Genomic DNA, 19,291 nt, shown 5'->3' with positions numbered 1-19,291 from the left:
TCCGCTCACTCCTTGTAATTATTGATATGATTCTTCGTAATTTTTAATATCATCATCATACTGCAGTGTAACTGCAATATCGTCTAAACCTTGGACAAGTTTATTTTTCCAAGTTGAATCAATATCAAAATGAATTTCTTTATCTGGTGTTATTACTTTTTGATTAGGTAAATCTATTTCTAGTTTTTTAAACTCTGAGAGGTATTCTCTTTCTTTTCGATCTAAAGCAATAGGTAAAATTGCGTTTTTAGTACAATTCATATAGAAAATATCACTGAAGCTGCCAGCAATAATAATTTGAATACCATAGTCCTTTAAAGCCCAAGCAGCGTGTTCACGACTTGAACCGCATCCAAAGTTATCACCGGTAATTAGAATTGAAGCACCGCGATATTGTGGTTGATTCAATTCAAAATCTGGATTTTCACTTCCATCTTCTAAATAACGCCATTCATCAAAGGCAAAGGGTCCTAAACCAGTTTTAGAAACTCCTTTTAAATGGACTTTAGGTATAATCTGGTCTGTATCAATATTGTCATTGAAGAGTACGCCGACTTTGCCTTTAAATTCTGTAATAGGTTCAATTTTAAGCATGTGCAACTGCCTCCCATTTTCTGACATCAACGAAGCGTCCTTCAATTGCAGCGGCTGCTGCCATAGCAGGGGATACTAAATGTGTTCTTGCACCTTTACCTTGACGTCCTTCAAAATTACGGTTACTCGTTGAGGCACAATGTACTCCAGCTGGTACTTGGTCCGGATTCATTCCTAGACACATAGAGCATCCAGGTTCACGCCATTGGAAGCCAGCCTCTTTAAAGATTTTATCGAGTCCTAGTGCTTCAGCTTGATGTTTTACACTTCTAGAGCCTGGTACGACAATTGCAGTGATATTAGGATGTACCTGACGCCCTTTTACAAATTTGCTTGCTTCAACCAAATCTGACAAACGCGCATTCGTACATGAACCTAAGAAAACATATCCTAATTCGATATCTTCAGCTTTTTCACCTGGCTTTAGCCCCATATATTGATAAGCACGCTCATCATTTATATTTTCAATTGTAGGGAAGGGAGTATTGAAACTTACGCCCATTTCTGGACTTGTTCCCCAAGTTACTTGTGGTTCAAGATTGGTAACATCTAATTCGATGACACGATCAAATTGAGCATCTTCATCGCTATATAGCGTTTTCCAATATTCCAATTTTTCTGGTGTCAAATCAGCATATGGTCTATCTTTAACATATTCAAAAGTTGTTTCATCAGGTTGAACGAGACCATACTTAGCTCCTGCTTCTATTGCCATGTTACAAATGGTCATTCTTGCATCCATTGACAGTTTACGCATTGTAGAACCTCCGAACTCCAATGCATATCCAGTACCGAAGTCAACGCCATATTGGTTAATCAGGTATAGAATAATATCTTTAGCGTAGACGCCTTGAGGCAGTTCTCCATTGATATCAATGAGTAAATTTTTAGGTTTAGTCTGCCATAAAGATTGTGTGGCAAATACATGCTCTACTTCACTAGTACCGATACCGAAAGCAATAGCTCCAAAGGCACCATGGGTAGCAGTATGAGAATCACCACAAACAATCGTTTTTCCAGGTTGAGTTAAACCCATTTCAGGACCTACCATATGTACGATACCTTGTTGATCCGTACCGTTATCAAATAGCTTCACATCAAATTCAGCGCAATTATTTTGCAATGTTTTAATTTGAGTTGCAGCAATTTCATCTCTAATATTGAAAATATCTTCAGTGGGCACATTATGATCGATTGTCGCAAAAGTTAAATCAGGACGGCGCAGTGACCGCTTCTGAATTCTTAATCCTTCAAAGGCTTGCGGCGAAGTAACCTCATGAATAAGATGCAGATCGATATATAATAATTGTGGTTCACCTTCTTTGCCAGTGAGCACATGTCTATTCCAGATTTTATCAAATAGAGTTTCTCCCATCTTAATCACATCCTTTAAAGTTGTTGTAAAATTTGATTGAAAATTTCAGATGTATGCGCTGTTCCACCTAAATCAGGAGTGGTCACACCATCTTTAATAAGTCGATATACAATATTTTCTAATTCTTCTGCCGCTGCATTACTTTCAAATGTTTCTCGACAGCACATTGCTAATGACAAAATCATACCTGTTGGATTAGCAATATCTTGATTAGCAATATCCGGTGCTGAACCATGAATAGGCTCATAAAGTTTAGTACCTCTTTGTCCATAGCTGACAGAAGGGGAGAGGCCTAGAGAGCCAGGAATTACTGAAGCTTCATCACTAAGAATGTCCCCAAATAAATTTTCAGTTACAATGACATCAAATTGAGTAGGTCGTGTTATAAGATGCATGCTACATGCATCGACTAGTAAATGTTCAACGGTTACACTTGGATAATCTTCAGCCACTTCATTAATAGTTTGACGCCATAATTTACTAGAGGCTAAGACATTTTCTTTATCTACAGAAGTTAATTTATTATTTCTGCTTGCAGCTAATTGAAAGGCAGCATGAGCAATACGCTCAATCTCTGCTTTAGTATAAGTTAATGAATCAATTGCTTGCTGTTCTTCTAATTTCTTAGGTTCACCGAAGTAAAGTCCGCCAGTTAATTCACGTACAATGACAAAATCTGTTCCGGCAACACGTTCCTCTTTTAAAGGTGAAAAGCGAGTTGCACCTTCAACCACTTTAGTAGGACGCAAGTTAGCAAAGAGTTCCAGATTTTTTCGTAGTGCAAGTAAACCAGATTCTGGACGTTTAGGATGCTGATCCCATTTCGGACCGCCAATCGCTCCTAAAAGAATAGCATCAGATTTCTCGCAGGCTTCTAATGTGGTTTTTGGAAGCGGCTCGCCATAGTTATCTATGGCAGCTCCTCCAAAATCATGTGTTTCAATTTGATAATCAATATTGTATTTCTTACTGAGTTTTTCTAAAATCTTTAAAGTACCTGACAAGATTTCAGGACCTATACCATCTCCTGGTAAAGCTGTTACGCGATAACTCATGAAACAACGCCGTCCTCTCGTGCTATCTCAGCTAGATGATTTGAATTAGCTTCTACATAGGCTTTACATGATGCTAACAACACATCGTGATCGACACCGATACCATAATATGTACGGCCGTCGATACGAATTTCAACATTTACTTGTGCTTGAGCATCTGAACCTTCAGTTACTGACGTAATTTGATAATTCAATAATTCAGATGGCGCTTTGAAAATTTGGTCAACAGCATTGTAAACTGCAACGATTGAACCTGTGCCGATAGCTGCTGAAGGGTACTCTTTGCCTTCATGGTCTTTCAATACAACTACAGCACTTTGTACGCCTTCAGAAACAAATTGCAGTTGCAAAGTTTCTACTTGATAAGCAGCATTTGTTTCATGAGTGTGACCTTGAACAAGGGCATGTACATCGTGGTCTGAAACATTTTTCTTCTTATCAGCAATTGATTTGAACTGTTTAAATAATTCCACTTGTTTTTCAGGAGAAATATCGTAACCTAATTGTTTCAATTTCTCTGCAAAGGCGTGTTTACCTGACAATTTACCTAGCGGCAATTCAGATGATTGAATACCTACAAGCTGTGGTGTCATAATTTCATAAGTTTCAGGGTGTTTAAGGAAACCATCTTGATGGATTCCAGATTCATGACTGAATGCATTTTGTCCGACGACCGCTTTATTTCGAGGAACGCGAATACCAGCAAAGCTTGCAACTAGATCAGATGTTGCTTTTGTTTCATCTAATTTCAAATTAGTTTCGATGCCGTAATGATCTTTACGCACATATAAACCCAGTGCAACTTCCTCAAGGGCAGTATTACCAGCGCGTTCACCGATACCGTTAACAGCGCCTTCCACACGCATTGCGCCATTTTCAATTGCAGCCATACTATTTGCTACTGCCAGGCCTAAATCGTCATGGCAATGTGCGCTATAAATAACTTCATGATCAGACTTGATTTTTTCATTCAGTACTTTAAAAATATTTCCAAATTCAGCAGGGTAGCTGTACCCGACTGTATCAGGGATGTTGATAACCGATGCACCAGCATCAACCGCAGTTTGTACACATTTGACTAAGAAATCTAAGTCAGTACGTGTGGCATCTTCTGGTGAAAATTGGACTACATCGAATAAAGATTTGCCGTAGCTTACATTTTCTGCAATACTTTCGAGCACTTCTTCTTGAGTCATTTTAAGTTTATGTTCTAAGTGAATAGCGCTAGATGCGATAAAAACATGTAACTGAGGATATTTAGCATCTTTAGTTGCTTCGTATACTGCATCAATATCACTTTTTTTACAACGTGCTAAACCTATCACAGCTGTTTTTGTTAAAGTTTCTGAAATTGCTTTGACAGAATCAAAGCTTCCTTGACTTGAAGCGGGGAAACCTGCTTCGATAACATCTACTCCCCATTTTTCTAATTGCTTGGCAATTGTCAGTCTTTCATCAAATGAAAAACTGACTCCTGGGGTTTGCTCACCATCTCTTAGTGTTGTATCAAATACTTGAATATGACTCATAATAATCAACCTCCTGAATTTTTAATTAGTTTTCAATCGTTTTATTTTCTACGAAAGGCATCATTTCGCGTAGTTCTTTACCAACTTCTTGGATTTGATGATCTTGAGCTTCTTTACGTAGTTTATGGAATTCTTTGAAACCATTTTTATTATCTTCAATGAAGCTGTTTGCGAATTTACCGTTTTGGATGTCTTCCAAGACTGCTTTCATATTTTGTTTTACATCGTCAGTAATAACTCGTGGTCCAGAAACATAGTCGCCGTATTCTGCTGTATTAGAGATAGAATAACGCATTGTTTCCATTCCACCTTCATACATTAAATCAACAATTAATTTCATTTCATGTAATACTTCGAAATAAGCTAATTCTGGTTGATATCCCGCTTCAACTAATGTTTCGAATCCGCTTTGGATTAATCGTGTCACACCGCCGCAAAGTACAGCTTGTTCACCGAATAAATCAGTTTCTGTTTCTTCTTTGAATGTTGTTTCAATTACACCTGCTTTAGTAGCACCGATTCCTTTTGCGTAACTTAATGCTAAGTTGAAAGCATTACCAGTTGCATCTTGTTCAACACCGAATAGGGCAGGTACTGAGCTTCCTTCTGTGAACGTACGTCTTACCAAATGACCTGGACCTTTTGGAGCAACTAAGAATACATCAACATCTGCTGGGGGTTGGATAACATCAAAGTGAATGTTGAAACCATGAGCAAATGCTAAAGCGTTGCCAGCTTCTAAATTAGGAGCGATTTCTTCTTCGTATACTTTGCCTTGAATTTCATCTGGTAATAGTACCATTACTACGTCTGCTTGTTTCACTGCTTCGTCAACTGGATATACATCAAAGCCGTCTTTCTTTGCTTTGTCGAAAGATTTACCTGGGCGAATACCGATTACGACGTCATAACCATTGTCTTTTAAGTTTTGAGCATGAGCATGGCCTTGTGAACCATAACCAACTACTGCAATTTTTTTACCTTTTAAAGCATCTTCTTTTACTGTTTCGTCATAATAAACTGTTGTCATAATAAATTCCTCCAAGTTTTGTTGTTTTTAATTTTTAATATTTTGAATTTTCAAATTATAGTAATGCTGCAGTTCCTGTGCGAGAAACTTGTTCAATTTCTAATGATGATAGTTGTTCAAGCAATTGATTTAAAGAAGCTTCGTTGCCTGCTGCTTGCAAGTAGGTAAATCCATCTTCTTCTTTCAATACTGACACTAGCGCATCACTGTTTTGGATTAAATCGTATAAAACTTCGTTATTAGAAGGTGTTGCTACTTTGACTAGTAATAATTCTACGCTATAAGTACTTGTATCTGTAACGTCTTGTACCGTTAATACATTCACTTGTTTCTCTAAATGACGGATAAGAGATTGAACATGGTTGACTTCATCAAGTTCGGCTACAAAAGTCAAATCTGAAATGCCGGGTTGTGTACTTGGCGTTACACTCAGCGTTACAATATTGAATTGTCTGCGTAAAAACGTACTGGTTAAACGATTTAAAGTACCTGATTTATCTAATACTTGTGTTTTGAATGTGCGTCTCATAGTACACCCTCCATTTCGTGGTTAGCTTTTCCACTAGGAACCATAGGCAATACAGGTTCTTTCGGTGAAATTCTGACTTCAATGAGTGCTGGGCCTTTATAGGCGAATGCTGCATCGAGTTCTGACTCTAATTGTGCCGGATCATCTATTAAGAAACTTTTAACGCCATAGGCCTCAGATAATTTTTGGAAATCTGGTTGTCCGTTGAATACGGAATGTGAAAAGCGTTGATTAAAGAATTTATCTTGCCATTGCTTTACCATGCCGAGTGTACCGTTGTTGATGAGTACAATCTTGATGTCTAATTCGTATTCATTAAGGATGGCCATTTCTTGATTGGTCATTTGGAAACCGCCGTCACCGACGAAACAAACAACCGTTTTATCTGGTGATGCTAGTTTAGCGCCGATTGCTGACGGAATACCGAATCCCATAGTACCTAATCCGCCGCTTGTCACAAATTGGTTATGATCTTTAAATGGATAGAATTGAGCTGCCCACATTTGATGTTGACCTACATCTGTTGTCACAATGGCTTCTCCATTTGTGAGTTCGCCGATATATTCAATCGCCTTTTGAGGTTTATTAAAAACATCAGCTTCTTCGTCTGTGTAAGCGAAAGGATGGTCTTTTTTATTTTTCAAGCAATAGTCAACAAAAGCTTCATGGTCAGTATAATGATTACTGTCCTGCAAGAATGATTCGAGGACAAGTTTGCAATCAGCTACAATGCCTAAGTCTGTTTTGATGATTTTATCAATTTCAGAAGGATCGATATCTACGTGTACGATGGTTGCATGCTTTGCAAATTCATTTGGGTTACTTGCGAGTCTGTCATCGAAACGACTACCCAAGTTAATCAATAAATCGCAATCTGATAATGCCATGTTGGCTGCATATGATCCGTGCATACCGCCCATTCCTAAGAATAGGGGGTTTTCAAAAGGAATTGTACCTAAACCATGTAAAGTTGTTACTACAGGAATTTGATGCCTTTCAGCAAATTCAGTAAGTTGCGGCCCTGATTGAGAATGTCTGACACCGGCACCGACTAATAGTACTGGTTTTTTGGCATCTTTTAATTTTGCTAATACGTAATCGATATCTGAAGGTTCAGGCGCATCTGGTAAATGATAGCCCGGTAAATCAAGTTCATCTGTAACCTCAGCTTCTGATTTCAAAATACCTACATCTTTAGGGAAGTCAATGACTACAGGACCTTTACGCCCTGTATTTGCAATATGGAAAGCTTGATGGACTACACTTGGAATTTCATCTGGATGTTTCACTTGGAAGTTGTGTTTAGTAATCGGTGTAGTCATTGAAAGTAAATCCGCTTCTTGGAATGCATCTTTACCGATACCTGGCGTAGCAACTTGGCCTGTAAACACCACGAGCGGTAATGAATCGCTGTATGCATCTGCAATTCCAGTGATAACGTTGGTAGAACCAGGACCGCTAGTTACTACCACAACACCAGGTTTGCCAGAAACACGAGCATAACCTTCAGCAGCGTGTACTGCGCCTTGCTCATGTCTTGTTAAGATATGTCTGATTTTGCCATCATAAAATGTATCGTATAAAGGAAGAACAGCACCGCCTGGATAACCGAAGATTTGTTCAGTTCCTTCCTTCAATAACGCTTCGACTAATAACTCAGAACCGCTTCTTTTAGTAGGTGCGGTTTCAGTGTTCAGTCGTTCTGCTTGAGTGCTTTGTGTATCATTTGTATGTTCTGTCATTTGTGGGTTAGACATAAAGCATCACTCCTCGATTAAATATTCAGGTACTTTCATAACGCCGCCTGTATTGGCGCTGGTTACAAGTGCTGTGTAACGTGCAAGATAACCTGTTTTAACTTTCGCTTTAAATGGTTTTCTTTCTGCTTTGCGTTGTTCTAATACTTCATCTGAAACTTCAACATCTAATGTTCTGTTTGTTAAGTCGATAGTAATATCGTCTCCATCGTGAATTAATCCGATTGGACCGCCTGAAGCAGCTTCCGGTGAAACATGTCCTACAGCAATACCGCGAGTCGCACCTGAGAAACGGCCGTCTGTGATTAAAGCAACATCTTTGCCGAGACCGCGTCCTACGATGGATGAAGTAGGAGCGAGCATCTCTGGCATTCCTGGTCCGCCTTTAGGGCCTTCGTAGCGGATAACTACGACATGTCCTTCTTTTACAGTATGATTATCGATAGCTTCGACTGCTTCATCATGTGAATCGAAACAAATTGCTTTGCCTTTGAAGACTTTGATTTCAGGATCAACTCCGCCGACTTTAATGACTGCGCCTTTAGGTGCTAAGTTACCGTATAAGATTGATAGTCCGCCTTCTTTATCATAAGGATTATCTAATGGATGGATAACGTCTTCATTTTTAATTTCTTTGCCTTCATTGTTCTCTCGTAAGGTTTTTCCTGTAGCTGTGATTCTATCTGGATGTAATGTGCCTTCTTTTTTCATTAATTCATTGATGATAGCAGGTACGCCGCCAGCTTCATGTACATCATGCATAGAGTAAGATGAGCTTGGTGCTATTTTAGAAAGATAAGGTGTACGTTTTGCAATTTCATTGATACGTTGTAAATCATAATCGACACCGGCCTCATTTGCGATGGCTAACGTATGCAATACTGTATTCGTTGAACCACCCATTGCCATATCTAAAGCAAAGGCATCATCTAATGCTTCTCTCGTCACGATATCTCTTGGTTTCAAATCATTCTTGATATTGTCTACTAATTGGAAAGCAGCTTGTCGAATCATTTCACGTCTTTGGTCTGAAACCGCTAGTGCTGTACCGTTATATGGTAAGGCTAGTCCAAGCACTTCCATTAAACAGTTCATTGAATTAGCGGTAAACATTCCGGCGCATGATCCGCAAGTCGGGCAGGCATTTTGTTCCATATCCAAGAATTCTTCTTGTGTCATAGAACCACCTTTAAATGCGCCGACCGCTTCAAACATGGATGAAAGTGTGAGTGCTTTACCTTGTGTAGATAAGCCTGCTTTCATAGGTCCGCCTGAGCAGAAGATAGCAGGGACGTTCGTTCTGACTGCTGCCATTATCATGCCCGGTGTGATTTTGTCGCAGTTCGGAATGTAGAAGACACCGTCAAACCAGTGGGCATTGATGACAGTTTCAGCTGCATCTGCAATGATTTCTCTGGATGGTAATGAATAACGCATTCCGATGTGTCCCATAGCGATACCGTCATCTACGCCGATTGTATTGAATTCAAAGGGGATAGCACCCGCTTCTCTAATGGCTTCCTTAGCGATATCCGCTAATTCTCTGAGATGAACATGTCCTGGAACGATATCGATATAAGAGTTGCAAATTGCAACGAATGGCTTATTCATATCTGTTGGTTCTTTAATTTGTCCTGTAGCATGAAGTAAACTTCTTGCTGGAGCTTGTTGATCTCCTTTTTTGATTTGGTCGCTTCTCACAAAGATTCCCCCCGTAGATTCAAATAAAAAAACGTCCCAACAATAATTGGGACGTTCATAAGTCCCATTCAATCGGAAATAGGACTTAAACATTTAGTAGTTACAATTACTAAAGTTCGAGTCCTAGCAAATAATTAAAATGACTAAAATATTTGTTGTTGTCGGTCGAGTATTTACTGATGTGGTATTAGTCATTTTAATTTGCTCCTTTCGAATGGTTTATATCATTAATTTGAATTGTCTAAAAATTTGATAAATTTAATTTACTACATGCGAGATATGATGTCAATAGTTTTGTGAGAATTTTTTCAAAATTAGGTTAACTTTCAGATTTCAGCCAACTCTTCAAAAGGTTTCTTTTACGAAGTGAAAATGGTTTAAATTATTCAGAGGGTGTTGCCTGACGTGTTACAATATAGAGGATAAAAATTTTCTGTATCACACAGATTTATAGGAGATTTAAGATGATTAAAATCAACACTATTGATCAAATGAATCGTTTTGCTGGAATCTTGGTGGCGTTTGTTGAACCAGGGGATTTAATTTTATTAGAGGGCAATCTAGGTGCTGGTAAGACGACTTTAAGTCAATTTATCGGTAAGCATTTGGGTGTGAAGCGTACTATCAATTCTCCGACATTCAATATTATAAAATCTTATAAAGGAACGAATATGAAATTTCATCATATGGATTGTTATCGTTTGGAAGATGCTGAAGAGGATCTTGGATTTGATGAATACTTTAATGATCGTGCATTGACGGTGGTTGAGTGGAGTGAATTTATTACTGACTTTCTGCCTGAAGATTTCTTACGTATTAATATTGAAGCACTGGATGCTACGTCGCGTGCAATTTCAATAGAGGCGAACGGTAAACGATATGACAAGATGAAGGAGGAAGTGGAACGTGAATTACTTGCTGCTGGATACATCGAATAAACCGATGTCGCTTGCTGTAATGCAAGATGATAATGTTCTTGTTGAACATACAACGAATTTAAAACGCAATCATTCTATTCAGTTGATGCCTGCCATACAAAGTATTTTGCAGGAGGCAGGAATCGACAAACGAGAATTAGATGCTATTGTTGCAGCTAAAGGACCCGGCTCTTATACGGGATTGCGCATCGGGGTGACAACGGCTAAGACTTTGGCTTATGCTTTACAAACGAAGTTATATGGCGTTTCTTCATTGGAAGCACTGGCGGCCACGTTGCCGGATCTGCAAGCAGGATTGTGGATTGTGCCAGTGATAGATGCGAGACGTGAAGCGGTCTATACAGGCGTTTATTACTATCGGAACGGGCAATTAGAAACGGTGCTGGAAGATCAATATATGACTATTGCAGATTTAAATAGTTACTTAATTGAAAGTAAGAAAGACTATATTTTTGCAGGAAATGATTTGGAAAAAATAAAACCTTTGCTTGAGGGCAAACTGGTTGAAACGCTTCCTCAAGCTTCTAAGATGAAAGCTTTGATTCATGAGCCTGAAAATATTCACACATTCCATCCGGATTATTTAAAACTATCAGAGGCAGAACGCAATTGGCTGAACAATCAGAAGTCCTAGACCAATTAAATATTCGTTTGATGTCTTTGGAAGATGTGCCGCAAGTTTATGATTTAGAGCGTATGTGTTTTGATGATAGTTCATGGACGATTGATGCTTTCTATCACGAAGTGGAACGTAATAAATTTGCGCGTTATTTTGTGATGGAATTTGAACATGAAATCATCGGTTATATAGGAATGTGGACGGTGGTAGATCAAGCACAAATTACGACGGTAGCGATTGCAGAAGACTTGAGAGGATATGGTTTAGGTCAATTAATTGTAAAGTATGCGATGAGCTATGCACGACAAACATGCAACGTAATGAGTTTAGAAGTGAGAGTTGAAAATGGTACGGCACGACATGTCTATGAAAATTTAGGATTTAATTATGGCGGCAAACGTAAGAATTATTATGGAGAAGGTGAGGACGCACTCGTGATGTGGGTGGATTTAAAATGAATAAAGAAACATTAATTTTAGCAATTGAATCGAGTTGTGATGAAACAAGTGCCAGTGTTATCAAGAACGGTAAAGAGATTTTAAGCAACACAGTTTTAAGTCAAATTGAAAGTCATAAACGGTTTGGCGGCGTGGTGCCAGAAGTGGCAAGTCGTCATCATGTAGAAGGCATCACTGCTACGATTGAAGATGCCTTACAAACCGCAGAGGTTACTATGGAAGAAATTGATGCTGTAGCAGTGACAGAAGGCCCTGGATTAATCGGTGCATTATTAATCGGAATCAATGCAGCTAAAGCACTCGCTTTTGCATATGACAAACCTCTCGTTCCTGTGCATCATATTGCTGGCCATATCTATGCCAATAATTTAGAAGAACCTTTTGAATTCCCTTTAATGGCTTTAATTGTATCAGGGGGTCACACAGAGCTGGTTTATATGAAAGATCATTTGAGTTTCGAAGTGATTGGAGAAACACGAGATGACGCAGTAGGTGAAGCGTATGATAAAGTAGCGCGTACGATTGGATTGCCTTACCCCGGCGGACCGCAAGTAGACAAATTGGCAGCTGAAGGTGAAGATACTTATGATTTCCCTCGTGTATGGTTAGAACCTGACAGCTTTGATTTCAGTTTCAGTGGCTTGAAAAGTGCAGTCATCAATAAATTGCATAATTTAAGACAGAAAGACGCAGCTATTATTCCTGAAAACGTAGCGGCAAGTTTCCAAAACAGTGTCGTAGAAGTTTTAGTTGGAAAAGCTATAAAAGCTTGTGAAACCTATCATGTTAATCAATTAATTGTAGCTGGCGGAGTAGCAAGTAATAAAGGATTGCGCACTGAATTGAAGAAAGCATGCGCTGACCACGGAATTAAATTATCGATACCGAACCCTAAATTATGTACGGATAATGCAGCAATGATAGGTGCAGCAGGCCATTATCTATATAAAGCTGGCATGAGAAGCGATATGCAATTGAACGGACATAGCAGTTTAGATATTGAAGACTTTTCAGTTGAGCAGTCATAAATATGGGTATAAAAAATAATGATTATAGATGAAGCGGAAGCTGTGACATTAATTTGTTCGAGCTTCCGCTTTTTTTAAGGATTTACAGTTTTAACTTATTTAATACAGCTTTTACAATTGTCAATAGCGAACGTGCGTACTTATCAACAGAAAGTGTATAAAGTGTGGATAAGTGTGGTGATAAATGTGTATAAACAGGAAAAGCAGTGTGAATAGATGAGGAATAAGTAACTTATTACTTGTGGATAACTAGGATAACTCTGTGGATAGTTGATGTTAAGGGATTTTTAATGTTGATAATTTTGTTAAGGAATTGTAATAAAAGAGGACTAAAATGAAGTAATCATTTTTAGTCCTCTGTAACCTTTATGGATTAAATTATTTTTTCTTGTAATTCTTCCCAACGCTTCATAATATGTTCGAGCTGTTGTTCGGTATGGTTTTTCTCTTCAGCCAATTGTCCAGCTTTTTCAGGATCACTGAAGATTTCTGGCTGGGTCAATTGCTCATCAATTTCTGCGATTTTTTGCTCGCAAGCTTCAATTTCTGTTTCGCAATTTTCGATTTGACGTTCAATTTGACGTTGTTCACGTTTCTGGGCTTTTTGTTCTGAATAAGAGTTGGTAGTATTCTCAGATGCTTTCTTTTCAGCTTGCTCTGCTTCAGCCTTTGCTTGTAAAGCAGCTTTCTCTTCAGTTTTATCCAAGTAATATTGATAATCACCCGCATACATTGTGCCACCAGTTTCATCCATATCGAAAATTTTATTAGCGAGTTGGTTGATAAAGTATCTATCATGCGAAACGAAAATTAAGGTGCCTTCAAAATCTTGCAGTGCCTGTTCCAGCATTTCTTTTGAATCTATATCTAAATGGTTGGTAGGCTCATCCAAGATAAGCACATTATTTCTTTCTAACATGAGGAGGGCAAGTTGAAGACGTGCTTTCTCGCCACCTGATAAATCATTAATCACTTTTTTGACATCATCTTGCACAAATAAGAAACGACCGAGTACTGCACGCACATCCTTTTCTGGCATTGTAGGGTACTGATCCCATACATAATCGAGAATTGTTTTATTTGATTTGAATTCAGCTTGTTTTTGATCATAATAACCGACTCGTAAATTAGCACCATGACTAATTTCGCCACTAATTTTCGGAAGACGCTCAGCAATTGTTTTGATAAAAGTAGATTTACCTATACCATTAGGTCCGATAACTGCAATATGGTCGCCTTTTGTGACTTCAAGTGTAATAGGGGAAGTCACAGGATGATGTTCATAACCGATTTCTAAGTTGCGGATATGATAGACATCATTACCGGTATTGCGATCGAAAGCAAATTGGATAATGGCGCTTCTAGCATCTAACATTGGTTTATCTATACGTTCGATTTTTTCTAATACTTTACGTCGACTTTTTGCCATTCCGCTCGTCGAGGCGCGTGTAATATTCTTTTCCACAAAAGTTTCAAGTCGCTTGATTTCAGCTTGTTGCCGCTCATATTCTTGCATACGTTTTTCATAGTATTGATCACGTTGCGTAATAAACTTACTGTAGTTGCCGACATAATGTTGAACGGCTCCTAAAGCGACATCATAAATTTGGTTGACTGTTTTGTCGAGGAAGAAGCGGTCATGACTGATAATCACGATAGCGCCTTTAAAGTAATTTAAGTAATCTTCTAACCATTGTGTGGTTTCCATGTCTAGATGGTTGGTAGGTTCATCTAGTAGTAATAAGTCAGGTTCACTCAATAACATTTGAGCCAAAGACAAACGTGTTTTTTGCCCACCGCTGAAGTCATTGACTGGCCGATGGAAGTCGTCCTCTGTGAAATCTAAACCATGTAACACAGTTTTAATCTTGCTTTCATATTGATAACCCTCTAAGCGTTCGAATTGGTTAGAGAGGGATTCATATTTAGACATGTGTTCTTTAAATGTCTCAGTTTCGTAGGCATCCGCATGTTCAGCTAACCAATTTGTTTCTGCTTGCATATCTAATTCCATTTGCTTAAGTTTCGCAAACGGTTTCGACATTTCTTCCCAAACAGTATGATTAGTATCTAATGTCATTTGTTGCGTCAAATAACCTACTTTTAAGTTTTTGATTTTTGAAATATGACCTTCATCATAATTGTCAACACCAGCAATGATTTTCATTAGGGTAGATTTGCCGGCACCATTGCGACCGACAATACCGATTTTCTCATGACTCTTAACTTCAAAATGGACATCGCTGAAGATTTCTTCTCCATCAAAAGATTTAGAGACATCATTTAGTTGTAGTAATATCATGCCGTTTAATTTACGAGATAAAGTAGTTGTGGAATATCTCGTAGTCCTCCTTTCTTGGCTCTTTTAATCACTTACTTACCATTATAAGTGCTAAACTTGGATATGCCTATTAAATCTTCTTGATTTTCGAGTTTGAAAAATAATGCAGATTTACATTGAAATTGAAAGTGAATATTCAATTGTATTAAATTTGTTAGGATATCATGTGTTCAAATTATATATTTAATCGTATAATGATAACTACATTGCTGAAAAATAAGTGACAAATTTAACTGTAATTTATATGGATATTGTTTAAATTGTTCATAGAAAGTTACTTTTACAGTCATTTATTTTAGGGGGTATATAAGGTATACTTAGTTAATAAAAATGCTTTATTCCTTCTTGTTTAGGAAGATTAATGTAAGAACAATATAAAACAAAAACTATTTGCATATATCAATTTGTCCGTTGGAAACATATTTAAGCACAACTATTTCTGTGTAGTACCTTCGGGAAATTGAGAAATAGTTTAAAAGATGTGGGGGTAAACATAAATGAGTAATCAAAAAAATAATATTCCTCGTGCGACTTTAAAACGTTTGCCGCTCTATTACAGACTTGTCAACCAACTTCATGAAAAAGGCATTGACCGTGTTAATTCTAAGACAATCAGCGAGGCCTTAGATATTGATTCTGCTTCAATCAGAAGAGATTTTTCTTACTTTGGAGAATTGGGTAAGAAAGGTTATGGTTATAATGTTGAAAGTCTGTTAGAATTTTTCAAGAGTAAAATTAGCGAGCGAGATACCATTAAAATTGGTTTAGTGGGAGTAGGGAACTTAGGTAAGGCCTTGCTCTCATATAATTTCTCTATTCATGATGAGATGTTAATTACTGAGGCATTTGATGTACGTGATGATATTATAGGCCAGCAAATCGGCAATGTTGTTGTGAAAGATATGCAAGATCTTCAAAAAGCCTTGAAAAAAGCTGATTTGGATGTGGTTATACTTACAACACCTGGTCCCGCGGCACAAGAAGCTGCTAATCAACTCGTGCAGAGTGATGTCAAAGGTATCATGAATTTCACTCCAGTACGTATTGATGTGCCGGAAGATGTATCAGTTCATCAAATAGATTTAGGAATTGAATTACAATCTTTGTTGTTCTTTATGAATAATTTACGTACTAATAGCTAAAAAAGATTGCCAAAGCTATTGCTATTAAAAATAGAGTTGGGACCTCATAAGAAGTCCCAGCTCATTTTATTTGCCTGTAGAATGATGTCCATTCTTAATTTTAATAAGTTTTTAAGCTTTTTGAACTGTAATTGTCCAAGAAGCATCTCCAAGTTGTTCATAATTGGTTACTGGATAATTCTTTTCAGCTGCCCAATTCGGAATCGCTTCTGTTGCTTGCGTGCAGTCGAAGTCAATTTTCAACTCATCGCCGATTTGCAATTCTTCCATTTTCTTTTGTGCTTCAATTAGTGGGAAAGGACAAACCATACCTACTGTACCGAGTTCGTATAACATATAAACACCCCTTAATAAGTTTGAAATTATGATTGTGCTGCAGGACGTGCTGCATTTTGATGAGAAGACTTTTGTACGGCCTTCATAGGTTTGACGAATAAGAAGTAACTCATAAACCAAGTACCCAAAATCATAGCAGCTAAAGCAATCCAGCCTTGCCATGATAGAGCTGCTGTAGCTACTAAACCATTTCCGATTGAACATCCACCAGCTACAGAAGCGTCGAATCCCATAAAGGCACCGCCGATAACGCTATTACGCAATGTTTTCTTATCTGGAAGTCTCCAAGCGAATTCTCTAGATCCTTTGGCTGCGATATATGAGCCGATAAAAATACCAAGGACTAAGAACACTCCCCAGTCTAAGAAAGAAGTTTTACCAGATAAAATGAATTGTACAAGGTTGGAAGAAGGAGTTGTAATACCTAATCCGCCCTCACGTCCAGTTGAGTAACTCATCGGCCATGCAAGTAAAGCTATTAATCCGACTGCGATGGCAGCGACGAAAGGATGAAACTTCTTCTCAAAGAAGAAGTGACGTACGCCTGTATAGCGTTGTTTTAATTTTGGTACTGCAATTTTAGGTTTAGGCTTACGTAGTGTTCTGACTACCAGATAACCTGTTATAGCCACAATCGCAATTACCCAAATCCAAGCAGGGATACCAGTGCTTGTTGACATATCAGCATTCACGTTAGTTTTCGAATTTAATTTTTCCATGACTGGTTTTAGTACACCAGCTTTAGTGATGGCTGAAAAGACAGCATATGAAAATAATGCCAGCCAGCTGCCGATTAAACCTTCGCCAGCTCTATAATAAGTTCCAGTAGCGCAACCGCCAGCAAGTACAATTCCTACACCGAAGATAAATGAACCGACGATTGTCCCTGCGATAGGGAAGGTACCATTATCTAAAGGTTTGCCGATAATAGCTGTAAAGACAAGTAAACCGATTGCCTGAACTGATATCGCTATCAATAAAGCATAAAACATTTTATTGTTTTTTTGAACGTACATATCACGGAAGCCTCCAGCTAAGCAGAAACGTGTACGCTGCATAACAAATCCGAGCAAACTTCCGACCAGAAGTCCACTAATAATCATCCATAGCATTAAATCCCCTCATTTCCGATAATGTTAATAAGCTTTATAATAATAAAGAATGTTATCATTTGCAAGAGGAGATTTTTTCTATTTTAATTTTTAATTTTGTTAGGAGCATATAATTTTAATATTCAAGCTTAAAAATGAGATATAAGCTCACAGTGAAATATGCTAAAATATGGATAATGACTATTATCGTACGAAACAGGAGGAGCGCCTTCATGCAACCATGGACAAATGAAACATCATTTCAACGTATAGAACAAACTTCTACGGAAGCACTGACTGAAATGAAACAACAAGTCAGTAAATCTTCCTATACACAAACATTTCATCTGCACCCTCCATTCGGAGCAGCAGGTAAACCTAATGGGATGATATACCATAATGGTAAATATTATATTTCTCATGAGTGGTATCCATTTTATTCTCAAGAAGGCTTAAGTTATGGGTTTCAATATGAAACAACTGATTTAGTACATTTTGAAGCGGACGGCAGTGTATTGCAGCCAGATAGCCGTTTTGATGAGTACGGAATTAAAGGCGGCAGTATTTTTATCTATCAAGATAATTTGCACTATCTTTATACGGGGCAAGGCGCAAGTAGCGATAAAGCGCTGATACCATATCAATTATTAGCATTTATCAACAATCATCACCAAGCTAATAAATATCCTAAACCAGTCGTTGAAAACCCACCTGAAAAGTTCTTGCCTAGCTTGCAAGATCCTAAAGTTTTTTCAAAAGATGATCAGTTTTATGCATTATTTGGTGCACAAACTGAAGAAAAACAAGGCAGAATAGTAGTTTATAGTGCTGAAAATCCTTTGAGTTGGAAATATGAAAAGCCTATTAAAACCAAACTTGCAGATTTTGGCCAAGCCTGGACTTCACCAGATTATTTTACAATAAGCGGCTATGATATATTGATGTTTACGGTACATCATGAAGATAATCAAATTCACTCAGGTTTCTTATTAGGACATTTGGATTTCGAAAGATTAACCATGAATCATGGTGACTATAAATTATTGGATGAAGGATTTGGTTTCACTGCTCCTCAAACGTTTGAAGATGAAGCGGGTAACCGAGTCTTGATGGGTTTACTTGAAGCACAAGGAGATATTGAAGAATTGAATCAAGCTGATACAGCACCTTGTTTATCCATACCAAGAACGCTCTCCATCGAACAAGGCAAATTATATCAACGTCCGCATCCATCTTATACAGCACTTAGATACAATGAAGAAACAGCTTTAGGCTACGCTAATAAATTCACGAAACAACTGCATCCATACGAGGGCGAGCAGTTCGAAATGTTGATTGATATTTTGGAAAATGAAGCGACAGAAATATATTTTGAACTTAGAGCTTCTAGAAAAAATACTACGCTCATTACTTATAATACACATTCTAGATTAGTTACTTTAGATTGCAGCGAGAGTGGGGCATTGCCGAATGAAGCTTATGGCACAAAATGTTCTGTGCAGCTTGCTCAACCGCTTGAACAATTAAGAATATTCGTGGATTCTTCGAGTATTGAAATCTTTTGTAACGATGGAGAAAGAGTCATGTCTTCACGTATCTTTCCTGATGAAAATAGTACTGGTATTAAAGCAGGCACTGAATCTGGACAAGTTTATTTGAAGTTTACAAAATATAATCTAAAACCGATTTTTGGGTAAAAAATACGGTTAAAATCATACTGCACAAACATAAAGCCGATTCAGACATTTATTAAAGGTCTTAATCGGCT

Annotated in this window: 17 protein-coding genes; 6 read left to right on the top strand and 11 right to left on the bottom strand. The window is 37.9% G+C overall.

Annotation, left to right across the window (positions count from 1 at the left end; genetic code table 11):
• Positions 1 to 18: 18 nt before the first annotated feature.
• Genes leuD through ilvD form a run of 8 tightly spaced genes read right to left on the bottom strand, consistent with a single transcriptional unit; the run spans position 19 to position 9,570 of the window.
• Positions 19 to 594: a 3-isopropylmalate dehydratase small subunit gene (leuD, locus tag CNQ82_RS09725; RefSeq protein ID WP_123145098.1), complete on the bottom strand. Its 576-nt coding sequence runs from the start codon at positions 592 to 594 to the stop codon at positions 19 to 21.
• Complete coding sequence (gene leuC / locus CNQ82_RS09720; RefSeq protein ID WP_123145097.1) at positions 587 to 1,969, bottom strand: 3-isopropylmalate dehydratase large subunit; 1,383 nt, start codon at positions 1,967 to 1,969, stop codon at positions 587 to 589. The genes leuD and leuC overlap by 8 nt, the downstream gene beginning before the upstream one ends.
• Before the next feature lie 14 nt (positions 1,970 to 1,983).
• Entirely contained in the window at positions 1,984 to 3,024 is a 1,041-nt protein-coding gene (leuB, locus tag CNQ82_RS09715) for a 3-isopropylmalate dehydrogenase (protein WP_123145096.1), read from the bottom strand.
• Positions 3,021 to 4,556, bottom strand: a complete 1,536-nt coding sequence (locus CNQ82_RS09710) for a 2-isopropylmalate synthase (RefSeq protein ID WP_123145668.1) — start codon at positions 4,554 to 4,556, stop codon at positions 3,021 to 3,023. The genes leuB and CNQ82_RS09710 overlap by 4 nt, the downstream gene beginning before the upstream one ends.
• Positions 4,557 to 4,578: 22 nt before the next feature.
• Positions 4,579 to 5,583 carry a ketol-acid reductoisomerase gene (ilvC, locus tag CNQ82_RS09705; RefSeq protein WP_123145095.1) on the bottom strand — a complete coding sequence of 335 codons (1,005 nt, stop codon included), beginning with the start codon at positions 5,581 to 5,583 and terminating at the stop codon, positions 4,579 to 4,581.
• 55 nt (positions 5,584 to 5,638) lie between these two features.
• The gene (gene ilvN / locus CNQ82_RS09700) at positions 5,639 to 6,112 is read right to left on the bottom strand and encodes an acetolactate synthase small subunit (RefSeq protein WP_123145094.1); all 474 of its coding nucleotides are present in this window, start codon (positions 6,110 to 6,112) and stop codon (positions 5,639 to 5,641) included.
• The gene (gene ilvB / locus CNQ82_RS09695) at positions 6,109 to 7,869 is read right to left on the bottom strand and encodes a biosynthetic-type acetolactate synthase large subunit (RefSeq protein WP_123145093.1); all 1,761 of its coding nucleotides are present in this window, start codon (positions 7,867 to 7,869) and stop codon (positions 6,109 to 6,111) included. The genes ilvN and ilvB overlap by 4 nt, the downstream gene beginning before the upstream one ends.
• A gap of 6 nt (positions 7,870 to 7,875) precedes the next feature.
• Complete coding sequence (ilvD, locus tag CNQ82_RS09690; RefSeq protein ID WP_123145092.1) at positions 7,876 to 9,570, bottom strand: dihydroxy-acid dehydratase; 1,695 nt, start codon at positions 9,568 to 9,570, stop codon at positions 7,876 to 7,878.
• 464 nt (positions 9,571 to 10,034) lie between these two features.
• Between ilvD and tsaE the strand changes: the two genes are divergently transcribed.
• From tsaE to tsaD, 4 genes are read left to right on the top strand one after another with little or no spacing between them, the layout of a single operon-like run.
• Positions 10,035 to 10,508, top strand: a complete 474-nt coding sequence (gene tsaE, locus CNQ82_RS09685; protein ID WP_123145091.1) for a tRNA (adenosine(37)-N6)-threonylcarbamoyltransferase complex ATPase subunit type 1 TsaE — start codon at positions 10,035 to 10,037, stop codon at positions 10,506 to 10,508.
• Complete coding sequence (tsaB, locus tag CNQ82_RS09680) at positions 10,477 to 11,142, top strand: tRNA (adenosine(37)-N6)-threonylcarbamoyltransferase complex dimerization subunit type 1 TsaB (RefSeq protein ID WP_123145090.1); 666 nt, start codon at positions 10,477 to 10,479, stop codon at positions 11,140 to 11,142. The genes tsaE and tsaB overlap by 32 nt, the downstream gene beginning before the upstream one ends.
• Positions 11,118 to 11,585 (top strand): ribosomal protein S18-alanine N-acetyltransferase, encoded by a 468-nt coding sequence (rimI, locus tag CNQ82_RS09675; RefSeq protein WP_123145089.1) that lies wholly within the window; start codon positions 11,118 to 11,120, stop codon positions 11,583 to 11,585. The genes tsaB and rimI overlap by 25 nt, the downstream gene beginning before the upstream one ends.
• On the top strand, positions 11,582 to 12,613 hold the full coding sequence (tsaD, locus tag CNQ82_RS09670) for a tRNA (adenosine(37)-N6)-threonylcarbamoyltransferase complex transferase subunit TsaD (protein WP_123145088.1): 1,032 nt from the start codon (positions 11,582 to 11,584) through the stop codon (positions 12,611 to 12,613). The genes rimI and tsaD overlap by 4 nt, the downstream gene beginning before the upstream one ends.
• A 373-nt stretch (positions 12,614 to 12,986) precedes the next feature.
• Here the strand turns inward: tsaD and CNQ82_RS09665 are convergent, their stop codons facing one another.
• Positions 12,987 to 14,915, bottom strand: coding sequence for an ABC-F family ATP-binding cassette domain-containing protein (locus CNQ82_RS09665; RefSeq protein ID WP_123145087.1), 1,929 nt, complete (start codon positions 14,913 to 14,915; stop codon positions 12,987 to 12,989).
• Positions 14,916 to 15,451: 536 nt separating this feature from the next.
• Between CNQ82_RS09665 and CNQ82_RS09660 the strand changes: the two genes are divergently transcribed.
• On the top strand, positions 15,452 to 16,096 hold the full coding sequence (locus CNQ82_RS09660; protein WP_123145086.1) for a redox-sensing transcriptional repressor Rex: 645 nt from the start codon (positions 15,452 to 15,454) through the stop codon (positions 16,094 to 16,096).
• 111 nt (positions 16,097 to 16,207) lie between these two features.
• Here CNQ82_RS09660 and CNQ82_RS09655 read toward each other — a convergent pair whose 3' ends face one another.
• Together CNQ82_RS09655 and CNQ82_RS09650 are read right to left on the bottom strand one after the other, a co-directional pair.
• Positions 16,208 to 16,432, bottom strand: coding sequence for a sulfurtransferase TusA family protein (locus tag CNQ82_RS09655; protein ID WP_095104383.1), 225 nt, complete (start codon positions 16,430 to 16,432; stop codon positions 16,208 to 16,210).
• Positions 16,433 to 16,458: 26 nt separating this feature from the next.
• Positions 16,459 to 17,544, bottom strand: coding sequence for a YeeE/YedE family protein (locus CNQ82_RS09650; protein ID WP_123145085.1), 1,086 nt, complete (start codon positions 17,542 to 17,544; stop codon positions 16,459 to 16,461).
• A gap of 212 nt (positions 17,545 to 17,756) precedes the next feature.
• Between CNQ82_RS09650 and CNQ82_RS09645 the strand changes: the two genes are divergently transcribed.
• On the top strand, positions 17,757 to 19,220 hold the full coding sequence (locus tag CNQ82_RS09645; protein WP_123145084.1) for a GH32 C-terminal domain-containing protein: 1,464 nt from the start codon (positions 17,757 to 17,759) through the stop codon (positions 19,218 to 19,220).
• The last annotated feature ends 71 nt before the right edge of the window (positions 19,221 to 19,291 follow it).

Origin of the sequence: Staphylococcus debuckii, assembly GCF_003718735.1 — a bacterium.
Taxonomy (GTDB): domain Bacteria; phylum Bacillota; class Bacilli; order Staphylococcales; family Staphylococcaceae; genus Staphylococcus; species Staphylococcus debuckii.
The sequence above is the reverse complement of the archived record's forward strand: the minus strand, read 5'-3'. Positions and strand labels throughout refer to the sequence as shown.